This window comes from Pseudomonas brassicacearum subsp. brassicacearum, from assembly GCF_008801605.1.
Classification (GTDB): Bacteria; Pseudomonadota; Gammaproteobacteria; order Pseudomonadales; family Pseudomonadaceae; genus Aquipseudomonas; species Aquipseudomonas brassicacearum.
This window is the reverse complement of record NZ_VZPJ01000001.1, coordinates 894,440-918,156: the sequence shown is the minus strand read 5'-3', so window position 1 is coordinate 918,156 and position 23,717 is coordinate 894,440. Positions and strand designations below refer to the sequence as shown.

Annotated in this window: 22 protein-coding genes; 12 read left to right on the top strand and 10 right to left on the bottom strand. The window is 61.9% G+C overall.

The genetic code is table 11. The annotated features are described in order from the left end of the window. Positions 1-42 precede the first annotated feature (42 nt). Complete coding sequence (locus F7R20_RS04015; RefSeq protein ID WP_003200100.1) at positions 43-543, top strand: MgtC/SapB family protein; 501 nt, start codon at positions 43-45, stop codon at positions 541-543. 50 nt (positions 544-593) lie between these two features. Here F7R20_RS04015 and F7R20_RS31580 read toward each other — a convergent pair whose 3' ends face one another. Continuing rightward, on the bottom strand, positions 594-758 hold the full coding sequence (locus tag F7R20_RS31580; RefSeq protein WP_013692690.1) for a hypothetical protein: 165 nt from the start codon (positions 756-758) through the stop codon (positions 594-596). Positions 759-969: 211 nt separating this feature from the next. Between F7R20_RS31580 and F7R20_RS04010 the strand changes: the two genes are divergently transcribed. From F7R20_RS04010 to glgB, 3 genes are all read left to right on the top strand, one after another. Further along, positions 970-2,967: an alpha-1,4-glucan--maltose-1-phosphate maltosyltransferase gene (locus F7R20_RS04010; protein WP_003200102.1), complete on the top strand. Its 1,998-nt coding sequence runs from the start codon at positions 970-972 to the stop codon at positions 2,965-2,967. A gap of 169 nt (positions 2,968-3,136) precedes the next feature. Next, entirely contained in the window at positions 3,137-6,481 is a 3,345-nt protein-coding gene (gene treS / locus F7R20_RS04005) for a maltose alpha-D-glucosyltransferase (protein WP_003200104.1), read from the top strand. A gap of 11 nt (positions 6,482-6,492) precedes the next feature. Beyond that, positions 6,493-8,727 (top strand): 1,4-alpha-glucan branching protein GlgB, encoded by a 2,235-nt coding sequence (gene glgB, locus F7R20_RS04000; protein ID WP_003200106.1) that lies wholly within the window; start codon positions 6,493-6,495, stop codon positions 8,725-8,727. Positions 8,728-8,914: 187 nt separating this feature from the next. Here the strand turns inward: glgB and gudD are convergent, their stop codons facing one another. After that, positions 8,915-10,258, bottom strand: coding sequence for a glucarate dehydratase (gudD, locus tag F7R20_RS03995; RefSeq protein ID WP_003200108.1), 1,344 nt, complete (start codon positions 10,256-10,258; stop codon positions 8,915-8,917). Positions 10,259-10,286: 28 nt separating this feature from the next. Beyond that, the gene (locus F7R20_RS03990; RefSeq protein ID WP_003200111.1) at positions 10,287-11,633 is read right to left on the bottom strand and encodes an MFS transporter; all 1,347 of its coding nucleotides are present in this window, start codon (positions 11,631-11,633) and stop codon (positions 10,287-10,289) included. Between the two features lie 336 nt (positions 11,634-11,969). Here F7R20_RS03990 and F7R20_RS03985 point away from each other — a divergent pair, with 336 nt between their 5' ends. Beyond that, positions 11,970-12,680 carry a FadR/GntR family transcriptional regulator gene (locus F7R20_RS03985; RefSeq protein WP_003200113.1) on the top strand — a complete coding sequence of 237 codons (711 nt, stop codon included), beginning with the start codon at positions 11,970-11,972 and terminating at the stop codon, positions 12,678-12,680. Between the two features lie 248 nt (positions 12,681-12,928). Here the strand turns inward: F7R20_RS03985 and F7R20_RS03975 are convergent, their stop codons facing one another. Genes F7R20_RS03975 through F7R20_RS03965 form a run of 3 tightly spaced genes read right to left on the bottom strand, consistent with a single transcriptional unit; the run spans position 12,929 to position 15,521 of the window. Beyond that, positions 12,929-14,110: an acetyl-CoA C-acetyltransferase gene (locus tag F7R20_RS03975; RefSeq protein ID WP_003200115.1), complete on the bottom strand. Its 1,182-nt coding sequence runs from the start codon at positions 14,108-14,110 to the stop codon at positions 12,929-12,931. Between the two features lie 11 nt (positions 14,111-14,121). Then, positions 14,122-14,787, bottom strand: coding sequence for a CoA transferase subunit B (locus tag F7R20_RS03970; RefSeq protein ID WP_003180355.1), 666 nt, complete (start codon positions 14,785-14,787; stop codon positions 14,122-14,124). 35 nt (positions 14,788-14,822) lie between these two features. Beyond that, positions 14,823-15,521, bottom strand: coding sequence for a CoA transferase subunit A (locus F7R20_RS03965; RefSeq protein WP_003200117.1), 699 nt, complete (start codon positions 15,519-15,521; stop codon positions 14,823-14,825). A gap of 130 nt (positions 15,522-15,651) precedes the next feature. On the opposite strand from F7R20_RS03965, the gene F7R20_RS03960 reads away from it, so the two are divergent. Next, the gene (locus F7R20_RS03960) at positions 15,652-16,557 is read left to right on the top strand and encodes a LysR family transcriptional regulator (protein ID WP_003200120.1); all 906 of its coding nucleotides are present in this window, start codon (positions 15,652-15,654) and stop codon (positions 16,555-16,557) included. Positions 16,558-16,604: 47 nt separating this feature from the next. On the opposite strand, the gene F7R20_RS03955 is transcribed toward F7R20_RS03960, so the two are convergent. Then, on the bottom strand, positions 16,605-17,432 hold the full coding sequence (locus tag F7R20_RS03955; protein ID WP_003200121.1) for an NAD-dependent protein deacetylase: 828 nt from the start codon (positions 17,430-17,432) through the stop codon (positions 16,605-16,607). A gap of 185 nt (positions 17,433-17,617) precedes the next feature. On the opposite strand from F7R20_RS03955, the gene F7R20_RS03950 reads away from it, so the two are divergent. The 4 genes from F7R20_RS03950 (at position 17,618) to F7R20_RS03935 (ending at position 20,270) form a co-directional block, all read left to right on the top strand. Then, positions 17,618-17,890, top strand: coding sequence for a hypothetical protein (locus tag F7R20_RS03950; RefSeq protein ID WP_003200123.1), 273 nt, complete (start codon positions 17,618-17,620; stop codon positions 17,888-17,890). Between the two features lie 35 nt (positions 17,891-17,925). Further along, positions 17,926-18,174, top strand: a complete 249-nt coding sequence (locus F7R20_RS03945) for a metallothionein (protein ID WP_013692693.1) — start codon at positions 17,926-17,928, stop codon at positions 18,172-18,174. Between the two features lie 477 nt (positions 18,175-18,651). Continuing rightward, complete coding sequence (locus tag F7R20_RS03940; protein ID WP_013692695.1) at positions 18,652-19,029, top strand: con-10 family general stress protein; 378 nt, start codon at positions 18,652-18,654, stop codon at positions 19,027-19,029. Between the two features lie 311 nt (positions 19,030-19,340). Next, positions 19,341-20,270 (top strand): ZIP family metal transporter, encoded by a 930-nt coding sequence (locus F7R20_RS03935; protein ID WP_003200128.1) that lies wholly within the window; start codon positions 19,341-19,343, stop codon positions 20,268-20,270. A gap of 24 nt (positions 20,271-20,294) precedes the next feature. Here the strand turns inward: F7R20_RS03935 and F7R20_RS03930 are convergent, their stop codons facing one another. After that, a complete protein-coding gene (locus F7R20_RS03930) occupies positions 20,295-20,702 on the bottom strand; it encodes a YkvA family protein (RefSeq protein WP_003200130.1) in 408 nt (135 codons plus the stop codon). A 243-nt stretch (positions 20,703-20,945) separates the two neighbouring features. On the opposite strand from F7R20_RS03930, the gene F7R20_RS03925 reads away from it, so the two are divergent. Next, positions 20,946-21,965, top strand: coding sequence for a hypothetical protein (locus tag F7R20_RS03925; protein WP_003200131.1), 1,020 nt, complete (start codon positions 20,946-20,948; stop codon positions 21,963-21,965). 9 nt (positions 21,966-21,974) lie between these two features. Here the strand turns inward: F7R20_RS03925 and F7R20_RS03920 are convergent, their stop codons facing one another. After that, positions 21,975-22,169 carry a hypothetical protein gene (locus F7R20_RS03920; RefSeq protein WP_003200134.1) on the bottom strand — a complete coding sequence of 65 codons (195 nt, stop codon included), beginning with the start codon at positions 22,167-22,169 and terminating at the stop codon, positions 21,975-21,977. 218 nt (positions 22,170-22,387) lie between these two features. Between F7R20_RS03920 and glsB the strand changes: the two genes are divergently transcribed. Continuing rightward, the gene (gene glsB, locus F7R20_RS03915; protein ID WP_003200136.1) at positions 22,388-23,296 is read left to right on the top strand and encodes a glutaminase B; all 909 of its coding nucleotides are present in this window, start codon (positions 22,388-22,390) and stop codon (positions 23,294-23,296) included. A 63-nt stretch (positions 23,297-23,359) separates the two neighbouring features. Here glsB and F7R20_RS03910 read toward each other — a convergent pair whose 3' ends face one another. Beyond that, complete coding sequence (locus tag F7R20_RS03910) at positions 23,360-23,689, bottom strand: hypothetical protein (protein ID WP_003200138.1); 330 nt, start codon at positions 23,687-23,689, stop codon at positions 23,360-23,362. Between the last annotated feature and the right edge of the window lie 28 nt (positions 23,690-23,717).

The window sequence follows — 23,717 nt, the reverse complement described above, 5'->3', positions numbered from 1 at the left end:
GCCTGCGGTCCATCGTTTATCGAATGAAAAAGAGGACGGTCCATGGACGCCTGGTGGCATGAAGTCTGGGTAACCCTGCAGGCGGAATTCGCCGACATCACCGATGCCCAGCAGATGACCCGGGTCACGGTGCGTCTGCTAATGGCCGCGCTGTTGGGCGGCATTTTGGGTTTCGAGCGCGAACACAAGGGCAAGGCTGCCGGCGTGCGGACCCACATGCTTGTGGCCCTGGGGGCGGCGCTGTTCGTATTGGTGCCACAGATGTCCGGGTCACAGGCCGACGCGATGAGTCGGGTGATACAAGGCGTGGTCGCCGGCATCGGTTTTCTCGGCGCCGGCACCATCCTGAAAAACACCGACGGCGACGAAGGTCACGTCAAGGGCCTGACCACGGCTGCGGGCCTCTGGATGACCGCCGCCATTGGCGTCGCCGCCGGGCTGGGCCGGGAGGCGACGGCGGTGCTCAGCACGGTGCTGGCGCTGGCGATCTTCAGTGTGATGCCGGTGATCGTCCGGGCGCTGGAGAAGGGCGGCAAGCCGTGAAGCGGCTATGAGCCTGCAAACACAACAGGTTTTTTATTACTACGCTTGAATCAAACCCGCTCCGGCGGCGCCTCGCTCGGCGGGTCGCCCAGCGGCGGTTGTGGGTCCAGTGGCGGGTCTTTCTCTGGAATCGGCTCGGGATCAGGGCCGGGCGGGGGCAAGGTGGGGTCGTCGATGTTCGGATCGGGTGTTTCGGCCGGGATGGGAATGTTCATCGGGACGGGTCTCCGTGACGCACATGGCTTGAGTCGTGCTTATTGTTGTTGACCACCTTGCACCGGCTTTGATCCCCGGGATGCATCGGGGTAAATCCCTCTGAACTTTTAGCCGCTGATCCGGTTCGGAGTTTAAGTGAGTTTTTTCAGGGACCCGTTGGGCCTTTACCGCCACAAGCGCGTCCATGGGGCGTAAAAGGAGCGATGCTCGATGACTGCCGAACACCCGACTGAACTGGCCTACAACCCGCATTTGCCGCTGTCCCAAGCTTTGCTGTTGCCGCGTATCGCTATTGAAAGCACCATGCCGGTGATCGACGGCGGGCAATTCGCCGCCAAGGCCGTGGCTGGGCAGGACGTGACAGTGACCAGCAAAGTCTTCGCCGATGGTCATGACAAGCTGGCCGTGCGCATTCGCTGGCGTGCGCTGCAGGATGAAGTGTGGAACAGCGAGGTCATGAGTGACCTGGGCAACAACGGCTGGCACGGCCAGTTCAACGTGCCGGAACAAGGCCGCTATGTGTTTTGTATCGAGGCCTGGATCGATCAGTTCGCCAGTTTTCGCTACGAGTTGGAGAAGAAATTCGGTGCAGGGGTGCCGATCAGCCTGGAGTTGCAGGAAGGGCGCAGCCAAGTGCAAATGGCCGTCGAGCGCAGCACGGGTGAACTGAGCGAGCAACTGGCGGCCTTGCACCATGAGCTCTCCGGCTTGTTGCCGACCGAGCAGGTGGCGCTGTTCCTGGCACCGCGCAGTGCCGATCTGATGTCCCGGGCCGATCATCGCCCGTACTTGAGCATCAGCCCCGAGTATCCGCTGGATGTGGAGCGCAAGCTGTCCGAGTTTGCCAGCTGGTATGAGCTGTTTCCCCGCTCGATCACCGACGATCCCCAGCGCCACGGCACTTTCAACGACGTGCATTCGCGCCTGGCGGTGATCCAGGACATGGGCTTCGACGTACTGTACTTCCCGCCGATCCACCCCATCGGTCGCAGTTTCCGCAAAGGCCCGAACAATTCCCTCACTGCCGGTCCCGACGACCCGGGCAGTCCGTATGCCATTGGCAGCGAGGAGGGCGGGCACGAGGCCATTCACCCGCAATTGGGTAGCCGCGAGGACTTCCGGCGCCTGGTGGCGGCGGCCGCTGACCACGGCCTGGAGATCGCCCTGGACTTCGCGATCCAGTGTTCCCAGGATCACCCCTGGCTCAAGCAGCACCCGGGCTGGTTCAGCTGGCGGCCGGACGGCACGATCAAATATGCGGAAAACCCGCCGAAGAAATACCAGGACATCGTCAACGTTGATTTCTACGCGGCCGATGCGATTCCCAGCCTGTGGACGGAGCTGCGGGACATCGTGGTGGGCTGGGTCAAGGAAGGCGTGAAGATATTCCGCGTCGACAACCCTCACACTAAACCGTTGCCGTTCTGGCAATGGCTGATCGCCGATGTGCGGGCGCAATATCCTGAAGTGATCTTCCTGGCTGAAGCGTTCACTACGCCGGCCATGATGGCGCGGCTGGGCAAGGTCGGTTACTCCCAGAGCTACACCTATTTCACCTGGCGCAACACCAAGGCTGAGCTGGCGACCTACTTCAGTGAGCTCAATGAATCGCCGTGGCGTGAATGCTACCGGCCGAATTTTTTCGTCAACACGCCGGACATCAACCCGGCCTTTCTCCATGAGTCGGGGCGTGCCGGTTTTTTGATCCGCGCGGCCCTGGCAACCATGGGCTCAGGCCTGTGGGGCATGTATTCGGGCTTCGAGCTGTGTGAGTCGGCACCGGTGCCGGGCAAGGAGGAATACCTCGATTCGGAGAAATACGAGATCCGCCCCCGGGACTTCACCGCGCCGGGCAACATCATTGCCGAGATCGCCCAGCTCAACCGCATCCGCCGGCAGAACCCGGCGCTGCATACCCACTTGGGCCTGAAAATCTACAACGCCTGGAACGACAACATTCTCTATTTCGGCAAGCGCGCCGCCGACGGCAGCAATTTCATCCTGGTGGCGGTGAGCCTTGATCCGCACAACCCGCAGGAAGCCAGTTTTGAGTTGCCGCTGTGGGAGATGGGCCTGCCCGACGACGCCCAGACCCAGGGCGAGGATCTGATGAATGGACATCGCTGGACCTGGTACGGCAAGTACCAGTTCATGCGGATTGACCCGGCGTACCAGCCGTTCGGGATTTGGCGGATCAGCGTGGCGTGATGCTGTGGGAGCAAGGCTTGCCTGCGATGAAGAGGGCGCGGTCTCCCTGAGGAATCGAGGTGCCTGCATCGCGAGCAAGCTTTGCTCCCACAAAGCGCAGGCCTCACAACACAAAAAGACCTCACAAGCCTGTATCCCGCGGCTTTATTGAATTCATCAGGAGTTGCAAATGGCGAAGAAACCCCGGTCTGCCACCTTTATCAAAGACCCGCTCTGGTACAAGGACGCGGTGATCTATCAGGTCCACGTAAAATCCTATTTCGACTCCAATAACGACGGGATCGGTGACTTTCCCGGCCTGATCGAAAAGCTCGACTACATCGCCGACCTGGGCGTCAACACCATCTGGCTGCTGCCGTTCTATCCTTCACCCAGGCGCGACGACGGTTATGACATTGCCGAATACCGTGGCGTCAGCCCCGACTACGGCACCATGGCCGATGCGCGGCGGTTCATTGCCGAAGCCCACAAGCGCAACCTGCGGGTGATCACCGAGCTGGTCATCAACCACACCTCGGACCAGCACCCCTGGTTCCAGCGCGCGCGCAAGGCCAAGCCGGGTTCGAAGGCGCGGGACTTCTACGTCTGGTCCGATGACGACCACAAGTACGACGGCACGCGCATCATCTTCCTCGACACCGAGAAGTCCAACTGGACCTGGGACCCGGTGGCGGGCCAGTACTTCTGGCACCGCTTCTACTCCCACCAGCCCGACCTCAACTTCGATAACCCGCAGGTCCTCAAGGCCGTGTTGTCGGTGATGCGCTACTGGCTGGACATGGGCATCGACGGCCTGCGCCTGGACGCCATCCCGTACCTGATCGAGCGCGACGGCACCAACAACGAAAACCTGCCCGAGACCCATGACGTCCTGAAGCTGATCCGCGCCGAGATCGACGCCAACTACCCCGACCGCATGTTGCTGGCCGAAGCCAACCAGTGGCCGGAGGACACCCAGTTGTACTTCGGCGATGTCGACGCCCAAGGGATGAACGGTGACGAATGCCACATGGCCTTCCACTTCCCGCTGATGCCGCGCATGTACATGGCGCTGGCCCAGGAAGATCGCTTCCCTATCACCGACATCCTGCGCCAGACCCCGGAGATCCCCGCCAATTGCCAGTGGGCGATTTTCCTGCGCAACCATGATGAGTTGACCCTGGAGATGGTCACCGACAAGGAGCGTGACTACCTGTGGAACTACTACGCCGCCGACCGTCGGGCGCGTATCAACCTGGGCATTCGTCGGCGCCTGGCGCCGTTGGTGGAGCGCGACCGTCGTCGCGTCGAGTTGCTCAACAGCCTGCTGCTGTCGATGCCTGGCACGCCAACGCTGTACTACGGCGATGAAATCGGCATGGGCGACAACATCTACCTCGGCGACCGCGATGGCGTGCGTACGCCGATGCAGTGGTCCATCGACCGCAACGGCGGTTTCTCCCGTGCCGACCCGGCCAGCCTAGTGCTGCCGCCGATCATGGACCCGCAGTACGGCTACCAGTCGGTCAACGTCGAGACTCAGGCCGGCGACCCGCACTCGCTGCTCAACTGGACCCGGCGCATGCTGGCGGTGCGCAAGCAGTCCAAGGCCTTTGGCCGTGGCACGTTGAAGATGCTCTCGCCGAGCAATCGCCGGATCCTGGCCTATACCCGCGAATACACCGGGCCCGACGGCAAGCACGAAATCATCCTCTGCGTGGCCAACGTGTCCCGCAGCGCCCAGGCTGCTGAACTGGATCTGTCGACCTACGCCGGCATGGTCCCGGTGGAGATGCTCGGCGGCAATGCCTTTCCACCCATCGGCCAGTTGAACTTCCTGCTGACCTTGGCGCCGTACGGCTTCTATTGGTTTGCCCTGGCAACCGAGAACCAGATGCCGAGCTGGCACGTGGAACCGGCCCAGAGCCTGCCGGACTTCACCACCCTGGTGCTGAAGAAACGCCTGGAAGAATTGCTCGAAGCGCCATCGCGCACCACGCTGGAGCAAACCATCCTGCCGAGCTGGTTGCAGAACCGGCGCTGGTTCGCCGGCAAGGACAGCGCGATCGAGAAGGTCGAGATAGTCTATGGCGTGCGCTTTGGTGACCCGCAGCACCCGGTGCTGCTCAGCGAAATCGATGTCACCAGTGGCGGCCAGACCCTGCGTTATCAGCTGCCGTTCGGCCTGCTCGCCGAAGACCAGGTCGGTGCGGCATTGCCGCAGCAACTGGCGTTGTCGCGGGTACGTCGGGTGCGTCAGGTGGGCTTGATCACCGATGCATTCAGCCTGGAAAGCTTCGTGCGCGCCGTGCTGCACAGCATGCAGGCCGCCACGGTGCTGCCGTTCGCCGAAGGTGAGTTGCGCTTCGAACCCACCGAAGGCCTGGCTGCGCTGAACCTGGGCGAAGAGCCGGAGGTGCGCTACCTGTCCGCCGAACAGTCCAACAGTTCGGTGGTGGTGGGCAGCAGCCTCGTGCTCAAGCTGATTCGCAAGGTCGCCTCGGGTGTGCACCCGGAACTGGAAATGAGCGCCTACTTGACCGCCGCCGGTTTCAGCAACATCTCACCGCTGCTGGGTTCGGTGGTTCGCCGCGACGTCCAGGGTGAAGATGCGCTGCTGATGATCGCGCAGGGCTACTTGAGCAATCAGGGCGATGCCTGGGAATGGACCCAGAACAACCTCGAACGCGCCCTGCGCGACGAGCTGGCGGACGCGGTGTCCGAACAGGAGCAGCATTACAACGCCCTGGGCGAACTGAAGGATTTCGCCGGCATGCTCGGCCAGCGCCTGGGGGAAATGCACCAGGTATTGGCCCAGGCCACCGACGACCCGGACTTCGCGCCGCAGGCTACCAACGCCAAGCAAGCCCAGGCCATCGGCAAGGACGTGGCCGCCCAAGTGGAAAACGCCTTGCGCCTGCTCAAGCAGAACCAGGGCCAATTGAACCCCGCGGACCAGGCCATGGTCGCACGTTTGCTGGAGCACAAGAAAACCGTCCTGGCCCATGTCCAGACGCTGGCCGGCAAGGCTGAGGGAGGCTTGCGCATTCGCGTCCACGGAGACCTGCACCTGGGGCAGGTGCTGGTGATCAAGGGCGACGCCTACCTGATCGACTTCGAAGGTGAGCCGGCGCGGCCATTGCATGAGCGACGGGGCAAGCACAGCCCCTATAAGGACGTCAGTGGCGTGTTGCGCTCCTTCGATTACGCGGCGGCCATGGCGATTCACTTGCACACCGTCGACAGCACGGCCGATGCCGATGCAGCGAGGCAAAGGGTCGCCGATCGTTATTTGAAAGAGGCTCGCCAGGCATTTGTCGAGGCATATCGGCTGGCGGCAGCTAGTCTTGCCCATGAGTGGAAGGATGCTGAAGGCGAAGACGCCGCACTGGCGTTGTTCGGCCTGGAGAAGGCGGCCTATGAAGTGGCCTATGAAGCCGAGAATCGCCCCACCTGGCTACCCGTGCCGTTGCACGGTCTGGTCGGGTTATTGAGTGGGCTGCAACCCTTTTCCGACGTAGCCGGACCGATTTAGTGGAGAGAATCATGAGTGTCTCGAACAAAGAACCACAGGGGCAGGCCAAGGAGTCGTTGCTGCCGGCGCCCCATGACATCGACGCGCTGGTGCGCGCCGAACACCACGACCCGTTTTCCATCCTGGGGCCTCATGGCGACGACGCCGGCGGCCAATTCATTCGCGCGTATCTGCCCGGAGCCCTGAGCGTGCATGTGCTGGCCCGCGATGGCGGCGAAGAGCTGGGGGAGCTGCAATCCACCGCAACCCCGGGACTGTTCGTCGGCCATTTCGACCGTACCCAGGCGTACTTGCTGCGCACCCGTTGGGCCGGCGGCGAGCAGGTTGCCGAAGACCCCTACAGCTTCGGCCCGTTGCTGGGGGAGATGGACCTTTACCTGTTTGGCGAGGGCAATCACCGCGACCTCAGTTCCTGCCTCGGTGCGCAACTGACCACCGTCGATGGCATCGACGGCGTGCGGTTCGCTGTCTGGGCGCCGAACGCCCGACGCGTTTCGGTGGTCGGGGATTTCAACGTCTGGGACGGGCGTCGGCATCCGATGCGCATCCGTTATCCGTCCGGCGTGTGGGAGATATTCATCCCCAGGCTGGGTCCCGGCGAAGGTTACAAGTATGAAATCCTCGGCGCCCACGGCATCCTGCCGCTCAAGGCCGACCCGGTGGCCCTGGCCACGCAGATGCCGCCAGACACGGCGTCGAGAGTCGCCTCACCCCTGAAGATCGAGTGGCAGGACGACGAGTGGATGCAGCACCGTCGCGAGCGGCATCTCCCGGGTGCGCCGCTGTCGATCTATGAATTGCACGCCGGCTCCTGGCAGTGCGAAATCGACGAGGCGGGTGAGGTGGCCCGGCAGTACAACTGGCATGAAATGGCCGAGCGGCTGATCCCGTATGTCAAGGACCTGGGCTTCACCCACATCGAGCTGATGCCGATCATGGAGCACCCGTTCGGCGGCTCCTGGGGCTATCAGCCGCTGTCGCAATTCGCGCCGACGGCACGCTTCGGCTCGCCGGACGATTTCGCGGCGTTCGTCAACGCCTGCCACCAGGCCAATATCGGCGTCATCCTCGACTGGGTGCCGGCGCATTTTCCCACCGACACCCACGGCCTGGCCCAGTTCGACGGCACTGCGCTGTACGAATACGGCAACCCGCTGGAAGGCTTCCACCAGGATTGGGACACGCTGATCTACAACCTGGGCCGCACCGAAGTGCACGGTTTCATGCTGGCGTCGGCGCTGCACTGGCTCAAGCATTTCCACGTCGATGGCCTGCGGGTGGATGCCGTGGCCTCGATGTTGTACCGCGACTATTCGCGCAAGGCCGGCGAGTGGGTGCCCAACCGCCACGGCGGACGGGAAAACCTCGAAGCCATCGATTTCCTGCGGCACCTCAACGATGTGGTGGCGCTGGAAACCCCCGGTGCGCTGGTCATCGCCGAAGAATCCACGGCGTGGCCGGGCGTCAGCCAGAGCACCCAGCAGGGCGGCCTGGGTTTCGCCTACAAGTGGAACATGGGCTGGATGCACGATTCGCTGCACTACATCCAGCAAGACCCGGTGTACCGCGCCCATCACCACAACGAACTGAGCTTCGGCCTGGTGTATGCCTGGTCCGAGCGCTTCGTCCTGCCGATTTCCCATGACGAAGTGGTCCACGGCAAACGCTCGCTGATCGACAAGATGCCCGGTGACCGCTGGCAGAAATTCGCCAACCTGAGGGCCTACCTCAGCTTCATGTGGGGGCATCCCGGCAAGAAGCTGTTGTTCATGGGCTGTGAATTCGGCCAATGGCGCGAGTGGAACCACGACCAGCAGTTGGACTGGTACCTGCTGCAATACCCTGAGCACCGTGGTGTGCAGAAACTGGTCAGCGATCTGAACCGTCTGTATCGCGAAGAACCGGCGCTGCACGACCAGGATGATGCGCCCCAGGGGTTCCAGTGGTTGATTGGCGACGATGCGCTTAACAGCGTCTACGCCTGGCTGCGCTGGAGCAAGGAGGGCCGGCCGGTGCTGGTGGTCGCCAACTTCACGCCGGTGCCGCGCGAGGCCTACCGGGTCGGCGTGCCATTCGGCGGGCGCTGGGTCGAATTGCTCAACAGCGATGCCGACACCTACGCCGGTTCCAACTATGGCAATGGCGGTGGAGCCTCCACCGAAGAGGTGCCCAGCCATGGCCAGGCCCTGTCGCTGGAACTCAACTTGCCGCCGTTGGCGGTTTTGATCCTGCGGCCGGAGGGTTAGTCGCGAGTCTTGCCATGCAACCCTGTGGGAGCGAGCCTGCTCGCGATGCGGTCTGCCTGAGAAGGTGATGTGGATGTGCCGCCGTCATCGCGAGCAGGCTCGCGATGGCGGTGGATCAGTCACCTGGATAGAGGCTGACACTGCGCAATCGCGAGCAAGCTCGCTCCCACAAGGGATATTGCCCGCTTTAGCGAACCAGGCACGGCCGCTTGTTGTTGAACGTCCAGCCTGGAATCAGGAACTGCATCGCCACCGCATCGTCCCGCGCGCCAAGGCCCATGCCCTTGTACAACTCATGGGCCTTGGCCAGTTGGTCGGTGTCCAGCTCAATCCCCAGTCCCGGTTTTTTCGGCACTTGCACGCAGCCGCCCTGGATCTGCAACGGTGCCTTGGTCAGCCGCTGGCCGTCCTGCCAGATCCAATGGGTGTCGATGGCCGTGATGTCGCCCGGTGCGGCAGCGGCCACGTGGGTGAACATCGCCAGGGAAATGTCGAAGTGGTTGTTGGAGTGCGAGCCCCAGGTCAGGCCCCATTCATTGCACATCTGCGCCACCCGTACCGAACCCTGCATGGTCCAGAAGTGCGGATCGGCCAGGGGAATGTCCACGGACTGCAAGGTGATGGCGTGGCCCATCTCGCGCCAGTCGGTGGCGATCATGTTGGTGGCGGTCTTCAGGCCCGTGGCGCGGCGGAACTCGGCCATGACTTCGCGGCCGGAGTAGCCGTTCTCGGCACCGCAAGGGTCTTCGGCATAGGCCAGCACCTTGTGCTGATCGCGGCACAAACGGATGGCTTCCTTGAGTGACCAGGCGCCGTTCGGGTCCAGGGTAATGCGCGCCTGGGGAAAGCGCTCGGCCAGCGCCGTGACCGCTTCGATCTCCGCATCACCTTGCAGCACGCCGCCCTTGAGCTTGAAGTCCTGGAAACCATAGCGGGCGTGTGCCGCTTCGGCCAGGCGGACCACGGCGTCGGCGTCCAGGGCCTTCTCATGGCGTACGCGGAACCAGTCGTTGTCGGCGTCCGGCTCGCTGCGGTAGGGCAGGTCGGTCTGCTGGCGATCGCCGACGTAAAACAGATAGCCGAGCATCTTCACTTCATCGCGTTGCTGGCCTTCGCCAAGCAGGGCGGCGACCGGTACATCCAGGTGTTGGCCGAGCAGGTCCAGCAACGCCGCTTCCAGGCCGGTCACCGCGTGGATGGTGATGCGCAGGTCGAACGTTTGCAGGCCACGACCGCCGGCATCGCGGTCGGCAAAGGCTTGGCGCACGGTGTTGAGGATCTTCTGGTACGTGCCGATGGGGCTGCCGACCACCAGCGAACGGGCGTCTTCGAGGGTCTGGCGAATGCGCTCGCCACCGGGTACTTCGCCCACGCCGGTGTGGCCGGCGTTGTCTTTGAGGATGACGATGTTGCGGGTGAAGAACGGGCCGTGGGCGCCGCTGAGGTTCAGCAACATGCCGTCATGGCCGGCCACGGGCACGATCTGCATGCTGGTGATGATCGGGGCTTTGCTGGTTTCTGGGGTGCTCATCTGTACTTATCCTTGAACAATCGAATGATCAGACGTGGCTGGCTGCCGGGTCGGCTGGGGTTGTCACGGCTTTGGGCTTGGGCGTGTTGCGTGCGGCAAACACGATGATCGCGGCAATGATCGAGGTGGCCGCCAAGCCATAGAGGCCGCCCTGGATCGAGCCGGTGTTCTGTTCCAGCAGGCCGAACGTGGTTGGGGCGACGAACCCTCCGAGGTTGCCCACCGAGTTGATCAGGGCAATAACCCCAGCGGCGATCCGTGCGTCCAGGTAAGCCTGGGGAATTGGCCAGAACAGCGACGACGCCGACTTGAAGCCCAGGGCCGCGAAGCAGATGGCGACGAAGGCGAAGATCGGCCCGCCGGTGGTGGACATGAACATCCCGGCTGCCGCGATCAACAGGGCCGTGGCGACCCAGGCCTGCTGGAATTTCCACTTGGCCGACAGCGAGGCGAAGGCGTACATGCCGACGATCGACAACAGCCACGGGATCGAGTTGAACAGCCCGACCTGGATGTCGCTCAGTTCACCCATTTTCTTGATGATGCTCGGCAGCCAGAACGTGGCGGCATAGATCGTCAATTGGATGAAGAAGTAGATCAGGCAAAACAGGATGATCTGGCGGTCCTTGAGCAACTGGCCGATGGACAGTTTGATCGGCGAGGCGGCTTCTCGTGCGCGCTGTTCATCGTCGATGGTTTTGACCAGCACATCTTGTTCTTCGCGGCTCAACCATTTGGCGTCGTGGGGCTTGGAGTCCAGCCAGAACCAGACGAAGACGCACAGGCCGACGGAAAACATCCCTTCGATGAAGTACATCCACTGCCAGCCGTGCATGCCCAGGCCATTGATTTGCAGCAGCAGCCCCGACAGCGGGCCGGAGATCAGCGACGCAATGGCCGAACCGCTGAGGAAGATGGCGATGGCTTTGCCGCGTTCGACACCCGGCAGCCAGCGAGTGAAGTAGTAGATCACCCCAGGGAAGAAGCCGGCTTCGGCCACGCCCAGCAGGAAACGCAGGATGTAGAAGTGGGTTTCGTTCTGGATGAAGGCCATGCCCGCGGCCACCAGGCCCCAGGTGAGCATGATGCGGGTCAGCCAGATACGGGCGCCGATTTTTTGCAAGAGGATGTTGGACGGGACTTCGAACAGCGCGTAGCCGATGAAGAACAGGCCGGCGCCAAAGCCGTAGGCCGCGGCACCGATGCCCAGGTCGTGCTCCATATGGGCGCGCACGAAGCCGATGTTCACGCGGTCGATGTAGTTGACGATAAACATGATGACGAACAGCGGCAGGATGTGGCGCTTGACCTTGGCGATGGCCGACAGCAGCACCGGATCCGCTCCGGCATTCGCCTTGAGGCTGGATGTGTTCACTGGTTTTCTCCCACTCGTTATTTTTATGCGGGGCATCGTGCAGGTGCCGATGTTGATAGACATCATACAACCTGATTTTTTTGAGTGACAAGATATTTTTTAGCGTGATTGGATGGGCGGTCAGACTTTTTAATGCTGTATTTGTTGGGTGTCGTTGAAGTTTTTGACGGTGTGCAGGGCGCACGGTGCGATAGAAATCGAGCTTTTATGGGCGTTGATTTTCGAAGTCGATCGCCAGGTGCGGTGTGTTGTCATACAAGTTTGGCGTTCTGTAATGCTCACTCTCAAGCCTGCTGATGGTAGGATCGACCAGCCTGTTTTCGAGGAACCCTGGCGATGCAAGACACCGAAGCGCCGCTGCGCAAGCGTACCCATAACCTGGCCCATGACCTGGTGGCGAAGCTGAGCCAGAGCATCTTGCTGGGACAGTTGAAACCCGGCGAAAAACTGCCATCGGAAGGTGCCATCGTTCGCGAGCATGGCGTCAGCCGGACCGTGGTGCGCGAGGCGATTTCCAAGTTGCAGGCTTCGGGGCTGGTGGAGACCCGCCACGGCATCGGCACCTTTGTGCTGGCGCAAACCGGCGAGCCGGGGTTGCGGCTCAATGTCGACACTGCGGCAGGGGTGCGGGCAATCCTGGAGCTGCGCCTGGGCCTGGAAACCCAGGCGGTGGCATTGGCGGCCCAGCGCCGCAGCGAACACCAGTTGCAGCAGATGCGCCAGGCGCTGGATGACTATCAGCGGCTGTCCAGCAACAACGACAGCTGTGTCGAGGCCGACCGGCGGTTCCATCTGCTCATCGCCGAAGCCACGGACAACGCCTGTTTTGTCGAAATCATGCAGCACCTGGGCAGTGCGATGATCCCCAGGACCCGAGTGAACGTGGCCGAACGCGGTCAGGCGGACCTGGGCAAGCTGGCACAACTGGCCAACCTCGAGCATGAGGCGATCTTCAACGCCATCAAACGCCAGGACCCGGACGCCGCCCGCGCCGCCATGTGGCTGCACCTGACCAACAGCCGCGACCGGTTTGGCGCAGGTTCCTGACGGCTCATCGTCGCCTGACCCACCGCCATCGCGAGCAAGCTCGCTCCCACAGGGGATTGGCGGTGGGCACAGAATCCCAGAACACCACAGATCCACTGTGGGAGCGAGCTTGCTCGCGATGAGGTCGGTAGGCCATGCGCAAAACAGCAGGCAAAAAAAACCGGCGCAACCGAGATTGCGCCGGTGGTGGTGCCAGTGGTTGTGCGGATATTCGTGGGTCCGCGCAGCCACCGTTGAACCTGTATCGGTTATGCCCGTTCCAGCGCCAGGGCCACACCTTGGCCGCCGCCGATGCACAGTGTCGCGAGGCCTTTCTTGGCGTCGCGCTTGATCATTTCATGCAGCAGCGACACCAGGACTCGGCACCCCGATGCGCCGATAGGGTGGCCCAGGGCGATGGCGCCGCCGTTGACGTTGACCTTGTCCATGTCCCATTTCAGTTCCCGGGCCACGGCCAGCGATTGGGCGGCGAAGGCTTCGTTGGCTTCGACCAGGTCCAGTTGATCCAGCGACCAGCCAGCCTTGTCCAGGCAGCGGCGGGTGGCCGAGACCGGGCCTATGCCCATGATGGCCGGGTCGACGCCGGCATTGGCGTAGGCACTGATTTTCGCCAGCACGGGCAGGCCCAGGGCCTTGGCTTTTTCCGCGCTCATCAGGATCACGGCGGCGGCGCCATCATTCAGCGAAGACGCGTTGCCAGCGGTGACGCTGCCGTCCTTCTTGAAGGCGGGTTTGAGCTTGCCCAGGGATTCGGCGGTGGTGCCGGCGCGCGGTTGTTCGTCGGTGGCGAACGCCACAGGATCGCCTTTGCGCTGGGGAATCAGGATCGGCGTGATCTCATCGGCGAACCGACCGCCCTCGATGGCGGCGACAGCCTTCTGCTGGGACGCGGCAGAGAAAGCGTCCTGCTCCTCGCGGCTGATGCCGTACTTGTCCACCAGGTTCTCGGCGGTGATGCCCATGTGGTAATCGTTGAAGGCATCCCACAGGCCGTCGGTGATCATGCTGTCGATCATCTTCGCGTGGCCCATGCGCAGGCCGGTGCGGGCGGCCGGCAACACGTACGGGGCCAGGCTCATGTTCTCCATGCCGCCGGCGATGATGACGTCGGCGTCGCCACAGCGGATCGCCTGGGCGCCCAGGTGCAACGCCTTGAGTCCCGAACCGCAGACCTTGTTCAGGGTCAGCGCCGGCACCGCATGAGGCAGGCCGGCCAGGATCGCCGCCTGGCGAGCCGGGTTTTGTCCGGATCCTGCGGTCAGCACCTGGCCAAGAATCACTTCATCGACCTGTTCGCCCGACAAACCGGTCTGTTCCAGCAGGCGACGAATCACCGCGGCACCGAGTTCCGGCGCGGGAATGGAAGCCAGCGAACCCTGGAAACTGCCGATGGCGGTACGGGTAGCGGCGACAATCACGACTTCTTGCATCGAATCTCTCCTCACTGGGCAGCGAACTGCATTTCAGGCACGTGGTCCGGCACGATCAATTTGCCGGCGGTCTTGGCGACGATTTCCTCGACGCTGACGCCCGGGGCACGTTCTTTCAGGATGAAGGCGCCGTCCTGGATTTCCAGGTAGGCCAGGTCGGTCAACACCCGCTTGATGCAACCGGCGCCGGTCAGCGGCAGGCTGCAACGCGGCAGCAGTTTCGACTCGCCGTCCTTGGACGCATGGGTCATGGTGACGATGATGTTCTCGGCACCGGCCACCAGGTCCATCGCGCCGCCCATGCCCTTGACCAGCTTGCCGGGGATCATCCACGAGGCAATATTGCCTTCCACGTCCACCTCGAACGCGCCGAGCACGGTCAGGTCGATATGCCCGCCACGGATCATGGCAAACGATTCGGCCGAAGAGAAGATCGACGCGCCAATGCGCGCGGTGACGGTCTGCTTGCCGGCGTTGATCATGTCGGCATCGACTTCGGCTTCGGTGGGAAACGCACCCATGCCGAGCAGGCCGTTTTCCGATTGCAGCATGACTTCCATGCCTTCGGGAATGTAGTTGGCGACCAGGGTCGGAATGCCGATGCCCAGGTTCACGTAGTAGCCGTCCTGCATTTCGCGGGCGACGCGTTGAGCCATTTGTTCGCGGGAAAGTGCCATGTTGTTATTCCTTCATTCGGGCCGGGGGCAGGGGATCACTTACGCACGGTGCGCTGTTCGATGCGTTTTTCGAACGTGCCGCAAATGACCCGGTCGACGTAGATGCCAGGGGTGTGGATCTGCGTCGGGTCCAGCTCGCCGGGTTCGACGATTTCTTCGACTTCCACCACCGTGATCTTGCCCGCCGTGGCGGCCAGTGGATTGAAGTTCTGGGCGGTGTGGCGATAGATCACGTTGCCGAAATGATCGGCCTTCCAGCCTTTGACGATGGCGAAGTCGCCGGTGATGGATTCTTCCATCAGGTACTGGCGACCATGGAATTCACGCACTTCCTTGCCTTCGGCCACCGGGGTGCCGACGCCGGTGGCGGTGAAGAACGCCGGGATGCCTGCGCCGCCGGCGCGCATTTTTTCCGCGAGGGTGCCTTGGGGGGTAAGTACGACTTCGATTTCACCGCTGAGCAGTTGCTTCTCGAACAGGGCATTTTCGCCCACGTAGGAGGCGACCACCTTGCGGATCTGCCGGTCTTCCAGCAGCACGCCGAGGCCGAAGCCGTCGACGCCGCAGTTATTGGACACTACGGTGAGGTCGCGGATGCCCTTGCGCTTGATCTCGGCGATCAGGTTTTCCGGGATACCGCACAGGCCGAAGCCGCCGGCGATGACGGTCATGCCGTCCTTCAAGCCTTCCAGCGCTTCCTCATAAGAGCTCACGCGTTTGTCGAAACCTGCCATAGACACCTCTTTTATTCTTGATGGGGTCGCAATGGGATGCAGTGTTGCGCCAAGTCATATATTTGTTAAGTTGATTTTTAGGTTGGATTGATTGATAAAACTCAACAATAGACCCTGGAGCGTAGCGAGCATGACCCTCAAGCAAATCCGCGCCTTCCTCGCCGTGGCCCAGAGCCTGAGCTTTGCCGTGGCCTGCGAGCGGTTGCACCTGTCCCAGTCGGCCCTGAGCCTGACCATCAAGGCCCTGGAAGAAGGCCTCGGCGGTCGCTTGTTCAGCCGTAATACCCGTAACGTGGCGCTGACGCCCGAAGGCGAATCCTTGCTGCCACTGGCCCGACGGCTGATTGCCGACTGGGACAACGCCGAGGACGAAATGCGCCAGCGCTTCACCTTGCAGCGTGGCCGCGTGACGTTGGCGGCGATGCCGTCGTTTGCCGGCAACCTGCTGCCGCCGATCCTCAAGACCTTCCGCGCCCGCTATCCGAATGTCAACGTCACGGTCAACGACGTGATCAACGAGCAAGTACTGGAAATGGTCCGCGATCGTCATGTCGAATTGGGTGTGGCGTTCGAGCCGATGCAGGGTTCGTCATTGGCGTTCACGCCCTTGTATCTGGATCGCTTCGTCGCGGTAGTGCCGTTGGACTCACCGTTTGCCCTGCGCGACGAAATCCACTGGGAAACCCTGCTGGAACAGCCCTTCATCACGCTGCAACGGCCCTCCACCGTACGGGTGATGCTGGAGGAGCATCTGCGGGCCCGGGGCATGAAACTGCCTGTGGAGTTCGAGAGCCACCAATTGGCGACCGTCGGGCGGATGGTCGCCAGCGGGCTGGGGGTGAGTGCCGTGCCGGCGCTGTGCGTCGGGCAGATGCATGAGCTGGGCGCCCGCTGCATCACCTTGAGCGATCCGGTGATCGAACGGGCCATCGGGGTGCTGACCAAGCCGGGGCATGAACTGTCTGCGGCGGCGCAGGCGTTGTTCGATACGCTCAGGGATCAGGATTTGGGCACATTGACCGCAGGCTACCACTGATCCTGTGGGAGCGAGCAAGCTCGCTCCCACAGGGGTATGGCGTGGTGTCAGATCAACAGTGGCAACAGTTGCTCACACGGCTCTTCAAGCTTGAGGTCCAGCAGCTCATCGGCCCGGGTCTTGCCTCGGTTGATCGCCAGCAGCGGCTTGCCCTGGTCCTTGATGGCCCGGCACAGGCGAAACGCCGAATACGCCATCAGCGACGAGCCCACCACGAGCAGGCCGTCCGCTTGCTCGACGGCTTGCACGGCGCGGGTCGCGGTGAGGGGGGCGACGTTCTCGCCGAAAAACACTACGTCGGGTTTCAATCGCTCGCCGCCGCAATGAGGGCAGCGAGGCACTTGGAAGCGCGCCTCGAAGGCCGGGTCGAGCAGGGTGTCGCCATCGGGTGCCTGCACCGCATCGACACCGGCCAGGTAAGGGTTTTCGGTTTCCATCAACTGTTGAATCTGCTGTCGTTCGCTGCGCTGGCCGCAATCCAGGCACAGCACGCGATGCAGGCTGCCGTGCAGTTCGATGACGTCCTGGCTGCCGGCCTGGTCATGCAGGGTGTCGACATTCTGGGTAATCAGGCCGGTGATGCGCTGCCGTGCCTGCAATTGGGCCAAGGCCTCGTGAGCTGCGTTCGGCCTGGCCTGCCGCACCCGTGGCCAGCCCAGCATCGCCCGCGCCCAGTAGCGCCGTCTTGCCTCGGCCTGGGCGAGGAACTCCTGATACATCATCGGCTGTCGACCCCGGCGTACACCGTCGCTGTCGCGGTAGTCGGGGATGCCCGAAGGGGTGCTGATGCCAGCACCGGTGAGCACCAGGAAGCGGCGTCCGGCCAGGTACGCCTGCAACTGATCGAGCGGTTCGCGATGGAAATCGTCCGGCATGGGTGTTTCTCCGTGGGCCTGGATTCGTTGAGGGTAGCACTGTCGAGCACGGGGCCTGCGTCACGCCTTTCGTCGCTCAGCGGCGCTGTTCTGCAAACTTTCCTTGCAGGAGGGGCCTCCACACTTATGTGCGAAAGAGCAATCGGGTTGTTTCGGTCGCTCTGAACCTGTCGCAGGGGAGGCTTATGAAACAGACCATCGGTGAAGTACGGGCCATCAATCGACCGCGCGCAATGGTGGGTGTGTACGTGGGGCAGGAGCACGGCCATACCGTGCTAGCGCTGCGTTCGGCCAATGACATCGATATTGGCGACATCCTGGAGTGGGACAGCGGCACGGCCTTGGGCACTCAGTCCTATCACAACCAGACCAAGGGCTGGACCGCCGATGTGTATGTGGCAAACCACGGTGTGGCGACGGCCAACCTTGAGGTCCAGTTGATGGTGGGCTCTTCCTGACGGCGCCTTCGACTTATTACTTCGGGAGAAAGAGCATGAGCAAACTAAAGTGCGGTTGCCCCGATTGCCAATGCGAGGTGGATCCGCAACGGATGTTCAACCACGACGGCGAGGCTTATTGCAGCCAGGCGTGTGCCGAACAACATCCCAACGGTGAGCCGTGTCCGGCCCCCGACTGCCATTGCGAACGCAGTGGCAAGGTGGGTGAGCGGAATGTCACCGATAACCAACTGGACGACGCGCTGGAGGAAACGTTTCCGGCGAGCGATCCGATTTCACCCTGAGCATTCTTGAATCCGGGTATCGGCGACAGGGTATCCGGACGCCGCAAGCCGGTCAGTGCGGTGGTGCAGGACAACACCGGCAGCCCGCGAGTTTTGGCTTCCTGGAACGGCGCGAGGCCAGGGTGACGAGACCGGTGCAATGGGGTGCCGGCGCCACTTGGCCTTTGGCGGACAGCGTGGAAAGACACGCACTGTTTTCCCCATGTGGGAGCGAGCTTGCTCGCGATAGCGTTGGATCAGCCTTATTGATATCGACTGACACACCGCCATCGCGAGCAAGCTCGCTCCCACAGGAAGTTTCAGTCTCGACCTGCTTAATAGCCTGATGCAATAAAGATCATGGCGGCGGCAATATAAATCGGGCATTGACCATTCGTCGCCGTTTACAACGTTTTCTTAAAACCTTGGCGGCGTCATGTTTTCCGAATAAGACGAGTCAGCAAGGCTCGTTGATATTAACTAAACGAGGTGAATGAAATGGCTAACACAGGAAATAACAATCCTGGCAATTTCGCTAACGATCGTGAAAAGGCATCGGCAGCCGGGAAAAAGGGCGGCCATGCATCAGGGGGTAACTTCGCCAATAATCCTGAGCGTGCATCCGAGGCAGGGCGCAAGGGAGGGCAGGCATCGGGTGGTAATTTTGCCAACGACCCTGGGCGTGCCGCAGAAGCCGGCCGCAAAGGCGGGCAGGCCTCTGGCGGTAATTTTGCCAACGACCCTGAGCGGGCTTCGGAAGCCGGCCGCAAAGGTGGCCAGGCCTCGGGCGGCAACTTTGCCAACGACCGGGAGAAAGCCTCCGAAGCGGGTAGAAAAGGCGGTGAGAACAGCCGCGGCGGCGGCCGTGATTCATAATGCCCGCTGACATGGCAAGCCCCGTGCCCATGGCATGGGGCCCCATTGGTTTATATAGCCGAGTTTGCCGGGTTTAAACTACTGCCGGGCTTTACAGTCTTTTCGCTTTGTTCGTTAAAAATATGGGTTAATTGGTGAGTTAATCACCGTTCGTCTCGTTTATTGAATAAAAGATAAATCATCCTGTTACTTCCTCCGACTATAAAAAACGGCGAGGGCGGCGCTTCCTTGCCTGGATATTATGTTTGATCGTTGCCACCGTTTAGGAGCACGATCAGCCATGTTTTGGTCAACACCCGTAAGGACCTTCGATGGACCAACCCACCTCCCGGAGTCGATCTCCCTGGCGCACCTGGCTCAACCCCGTGCAAGACAACCTGTTGCTGGGGGTAACGTTCTGGCTCGGGCTGGCGTTGGTGGCCGCGTTGTTGCTCTACAGTGGCTACAACGCCCTGGTTGGCGCCAATCGTCAAAACCTGGGCTACGCAGTGCTGGGCGGTACCTCGGGCTTTGCCGCCACCGCCCTGGGTGCGTTGATGGCAGTGGTGCTGCGCGATATCGCCTCGCGTACCCAGGACATCATGCTGGGTTTTGCCGCCGGCATGATGCTCGCCGCCAGTTCGTTCTCATTGATCCTGCCGGGCATCGAAGCGGCACAGGTCATCTGCGGCAATCAGTTGCTTGCCGCGTTTGTCGTCGTGGTCGGCCTGGGCCTGGGCGTCGCCCTGATGATCGGCCTGGACCGTTTCGTGCCGCACGAGCACGAACTCAGTGGCCGGCGTGGGCCCCAGGCCGAACGTATCAATCGCGTCTGGCTGTTCGTGCTTGCCATCACCTTGCACAACTTGCCGGAGGGCATGGCCATCGGCGTCAGTTTTGCCGACGGCGACTTCAAGGTCGGCCTGCCCCTGACCACCGCCATCGCTATCCAGGACATCCCCGAAGGCCTGGCCATTGCCATGGCGCTGCGGGTTACCGGTATCAGCACCTTGCGTGCCGCGCTCATCGCGGTCGGCTCGGGGTTGATGGAGCCACTGGGCGCGGTGATTGGCCTGGGCATGTCATCGGGTGTCGCCATCGCGTACCCCATCAGCCTGGGGTTGGCGGCGGGGGCGATGATTTTCGTGGTATCCCACGAAGTGATTCCCGAAACCCACCGCAACGGCCATGAAACACCGGCCACTCTGGGGCTGATGATGGGGTTTGCGGTAATGATGTTTCTCGACACGGCGCTGGGCTGAGCCCCCTGAACCGAATGCATGGTTTCAGCCGGTATTGACGGGACCGCCGTAGAACATGAACCAGGTACCTGCCAGTGTCGCTATCCAGGCCAGCACAATCAACGCCGCCGCTAGCTTGTTCACCGGGCGCTGGCCATCGTTTTCCTGCCATTGTCGGGCCTTGGCTGCACATTCTGCCAGCACTGCGAGCGGCGTCAGGCGAAGCGCCAACCAAATCCCCAGGGGCAGCAAGATCACATCATCCAGATAACCCAATACCGGGATGAAATCCGGGATCAGGTCAATGGGGCTCAGGGCATACGCCACCACGATAACGGCGATCCATTTGGGCAGCCAGGGCGTCTGCGGATGGCGATAGCAGAACCACAGCGTCATGGTCTGGCGTTTCAGGGTCCTGGCCCATTGGCGAAGACGTTCGAGGAGCTTGGTCATCAAAGCCCTGCAAGGTCTAGGGATCGACAAAGGATACTCGCAAACTGCGAGATGAAACCTGTGGGAGCAAAGCTTGCTCGCGATAGGTGTATCAGCAGTATTGATGTCGGCTGATACACCGCTATCGCGAGCAAGCTTTGCCCCCACAGGTTTGCTCCCATAGGTTTTTGCCTCCACAGGTTTTACTGTTCTCGCGACCTATACTCAACCCCATGGGTGACCTGAATCCGGGGTGGCGCGATCGTGCTGCGTTCGCTGGTGCTGGCCGTTTTGCTCGTTCTGGCGGGGTGCGCCACGCCGCAGCGCGGTCAACAGGCTGCCACGGTGACGATTGACCAGGCCACTTGGCGACAGGTGGACCAGCAGATCATCGCAGCATCGAAAAGCGCTATCGAAAAGGCGGGGCTCTACGCCCGCGGGTCGATGGAGCATTGGCGTTTGTTGGTCTATGAGCGCACCGAGGCTGAGTTCATCCCCTGGTTCAGCAGCTATTGGACCCAGGAATGGCTGGCGGTGAAGGTCAGCTGGTATGCCGCCAGTGCCAAGGCTGAGGAGGATTCCTCGGCCAGGCGCCTGGCGGTTTACCTGCAAGAACAATATCGCGAGCAGGTACTGGAACCGGTGGCGGTGGAAATTGATCCCGAGGCGATCAGGGCTGCCGCGACGGACTACTACATACGCCAGCTCAATCAGCAGGTCCAGGTCATCGCCCTGCGGCATCGAATCCCGAACGAACTGATGAACCGGCGCCTGCACGGTATTCCTGCCATCAACCTGGGGCCGCCGGCGGCGCGTAACGCGTCGTTGTACGAGGTGGTGCATACCGAACCGCTGAACACGCTGCCGGCTTATGCGGCCCTGATCGACCACGTCAACAAGGCCGCTACCACAGGTGCCGGGCCCTCAGAGGCGGTGATCGCAACGGTGGCGCAACGCACCAGCGAAAAAATCGAGGCGCAATTTGCCACCCGAGGGGCGACCGGCGCGGCGGCGGCGGTGGCCGGGAAGGCGGCCGGGGCGTTGATCTCGGTGGGCGTGGCGGGTATTCGCGCGATCATCCACGAGGGCGAGCGGCCGGAAATGGAGGCAGAAATCCGCAAAAGCCTGAGCGCTGCGTTCGATGAGGCGTGGTTCAGGTCGCTCAAGCATCCCCTCAGCGGGGTGATGGCGCCGGTGTACTACCTGGACGAGGAAATAGAAGGCAACCTGGTGGAGGCGGAGCTGGCCAATCGCGCGGTGGCATTGCCGGACATCAAGCCGTGACGGGCTGGCTCATTCTGACCCGAGGGTGACGCGGCAACCCTTGCGCTGGCGGATCTGCTCGTCCGATGGGCGTTCCTTGATGAACTCGAAGCGCGGCTCGCCTTCGCTGTAGATCACCAGCCAGCCCCATTCCAGCTCGCTTTCATCCTGCCCGGGCTTGGGCGGCGAGGCCCACCAGGGTTCTTTTTGCATGATCTGGCGCATCGTCTGCTCCTGTCGATTGATCCTTTGAACTATAGACCGCTCGATTTTGTGACAAGCGCCTGTGAAAGCGCTTGCTCCCACAAAGTCTGCTTCCACAGATCCCCTTGCCGGAGGGTTGTGTGCCTGAAGCTTGATAATCAGTGTGCTCTGACCTCGCCCACCAGCGTCTAGCGTCTGTATCCCCGCACTCGAACGGGGAATGACTGGACCCCGCGCATATGCAAGCACTGTTGAACGAGATCCTCGATGCGGTTCGCCCCCTGATTGGTCAGGGCAAGGTGGCCGACTACATTCCGGCCCTGGGCACTGTGGCGCCCAACCAGTTGGGCATTGCCGTGTATGGCAACGACGGCGAGTTGTATTGCGCCGGCGACGCCGAAACAGCGTTTTCGGTGCAGAGTATTTCCAAGGTGTTCAGCCTGGTGCAGGCCATCGGGCATTCCGGCGAAGCGATCTGGGAGCGCCTGGGCCATGAGCCGTCCGGCCAACCGTTCAATTCCCTGGTGCAACTGGAATTCGAACGCGGTCGACCACGCAACCCGTTCATCAATGCCGGCGCGTTGGTGATCTGCGATATAAACCAGTCGCGTTTCGCCGCCCCGGCGCTGTCGATGCGCGATTTCGTACGCCGTCTGTCGGGTAACCCACAGGTGATGGTGGACGGCAAGGTCGCCGAATCGGAATACCAGCACCGCGCCCGCAACGCGGCGATGGCGTACCTGATGCAATCGTTCGGCAATTTCCATAACGATGTGGAAGCGGTACTGCGCAGTTACTTCAGCCACTGCGCCCTGCGGATGAGCTGTGTCGACCTGGCACGGGCATTCTGCTTCCTGGCCAACGACGGGTTCTGCAAGCACAGCGGCGAACAGATCCTCAGCGCCCGGCAAACCCAGCAGGTCAATTCCATCATGGCCACCAGCGGCTTGTACGATGAGGCCGGCAATTTCGCTTATCGCGTCGGCCTGCCGGGCAAGAGCGGGGTCGGTGGCGGGATTGTCGCCGTAGTGCCGGGGCGGTTCACGGTGTGCGTCTGGTCGCCTGAGCTCAACGTCGCCGGCAACTCCCTGGCCGGCATGGCGGCGCTGGAGTTGATGAGCCAGCGGATCGGCTGGTCGGTGTTCTAGAACCTGCCTCACAAAAAAAGGCCCGCTCCTGGATCAGGAGCGGGCCTTTTTGTGGAGTGGTTATCAGCAGAGGCGGTCGATGACCCGGACCTCAGAAGTGTTCTGCATCGACTGCCAGGCCTGGGTCAGCGTTTGCAACACGCGACCGATGAAGTCTTTGTCGGCCGCGGCCTTCTTGCCAACGTAGCCCTGGCCACGACGGTACATCTTCAGCCGGGCACCCAGCTCTTGCGTGTTCTTTTCGAACTCGTCTTCGCGGGTGTAGGGCGACAGGCAGTCCATATGCACCTGGCCAGTCTTGCTGATCCACAGGATATGGCTGTCGAGAGTGTCCTTGTGTGCTGCGAATATGCGAGCCAGTTCATCAATAGATGGTTGATTATTCAGATTCATGTGTAAGCCCCTTGACCATTTGGTTGAT

Excerpts from the sequence above, each read along its gene's own strand:
- F7R20_RS04015 (WP_003200100.1), top strand. The coding sequence starts at position 43 with ATGGACGCCTGGTGGCATGAAGTCTGGGTAACCCTGCAGGCGGAATTC.
- F7R20_RS31580 (WP_013692690.1), bottom strand. The coding sequence starts at position 758 with ATGAACATTCCCATCCCGGCCGAAACACCCGATCCGAACATCGACGAC.
- F7R20_RS04010 (WP_003200102.1), top strand. The coding sequence starts at position 970 with ATGACTGCCGAACACCCGACTGAACTGGCCTACAACCCGCATTTGCCG.
- treS (WP_003200104.1), top strand. The coding sequence starts at position 3,137 with ATGGCGAAGAAACCCCGGTCTGCCACCTTTATCAAAGACCCGCTCTGG.
- glgB (WP_003200106.1), top strand. The coding sequence starts at position 6,493 with ATGAGTGTCTCGAACAAAGAACCACAGGGGCAGGCCAAGGAGTCGTTG.
- gudD (WP_003200108.1), bottom strand. The coding sequence starts at position 10,258 with ATGAGCACCCCAGAAACCAGCAAAGCCCCGATCATCACCAGCATGCAG.
- F7R20_RS03985 (WP_003200113.1), top strand. The coding sequence starts at position 11,970 with ATGCAAGACACCGAAGCGCCGCTGCGCAAGCGTACCCATAACCTGGCC.
- F7R20_RS03975 (WP_003200115.1), bottom strand. The coding sequence starts at position 14,110 with ATGCAAGAAGTCGTGATTGTCGCCGCTACCCGTACCGCCATCGGCAGT.
- F7R20_RS03970 (WP_003180355.1), bottom strand. The coding sequence starts at position 14,787 with ATGGCACTTTCCCGCGAACAAATGGCTCAACGCGTCGCCCGCGAAATG.
- F7R20_RS03965 (WP_003200117.1), bottom strand. The coding sequence starts at position 15,521 with ATGGCAGGTTTCGACAAACGCGTGAGCTCTTATGAGGAAGCGCTGGAA.
- F7R20_RS03960 (WP_003200120.1), top strand. The coding sequence starts at position 15,652 with ATGACCCTCAAGCAAATCCGCGCCTTCCTCGCCGTGGCCCAGAGCCTG.
- F7R20_RS03955 (WP_003200121.1), bottom strand. The coding sequence starts at position 17,432 with ATGCCGGACGATTTCCATCGCGAACCGCTCGATCAGTTGCAGGCGTAC.
- F7R20_RS03950 (WP_003200123.1), top strand. The coding sequence starts at position 17,618 with ATGAAACAGACCATCGGTGAAGTACGGGCCATCAATCGACCGCGCGCA.
- F7R20_RS03945 (WP_013692693.1), top strand. The coding sequence starts at position 17,926 with ATGAGCAAACTAAAGTGCGGTTGCCCCGATTGCCAATGCGAGGTGGAT.
- F7R20_RS03940 (WP_013692695.1), top strand. The coding sequence starts at position 18,652 with ATGGCTAACACAGGAAATAACAATCCTGGCAATTTCGCTAACGATCGT.
- F7R20_RS03935 (WP_003200128.1), top strand. The coding sequence starts at position 19,341 with ATGGACCAACCCACCTCCCGGAGTCGATCTCCCTGGCGCACCTGGCTC.
- F7R20_RS03930 (WP_003200130.1), bottom strand. The coding sequence starts at position 20,702 with ATGACCAAGCTCCTCGAACGTCTTCGCCAATGGGCCAGGACCCTGAAA.
- F7R20_RS03920 (WP_003200134.1), bottom strand. The coding sequence starts at position 22,169 with ATGCGCCAGATCATGCAAAAAGAACCCTGGTGGGCCTCGCCGCCCAAG.
- glsB (WP_003200136.1), top strand. The coding sequence starts at position 22,388 with ATGCAAGCACTGTTGAACGAGATCCTCGATGCGGTTCGCCCCCTGATT.
- F7R20_RS03910 (WP_003200138.1), bottom strand. The coding sequence starts at position 23,689 with ATGAATCTGAATAATCAACCATCTATTGATGAACTGGCTCGCATATTC.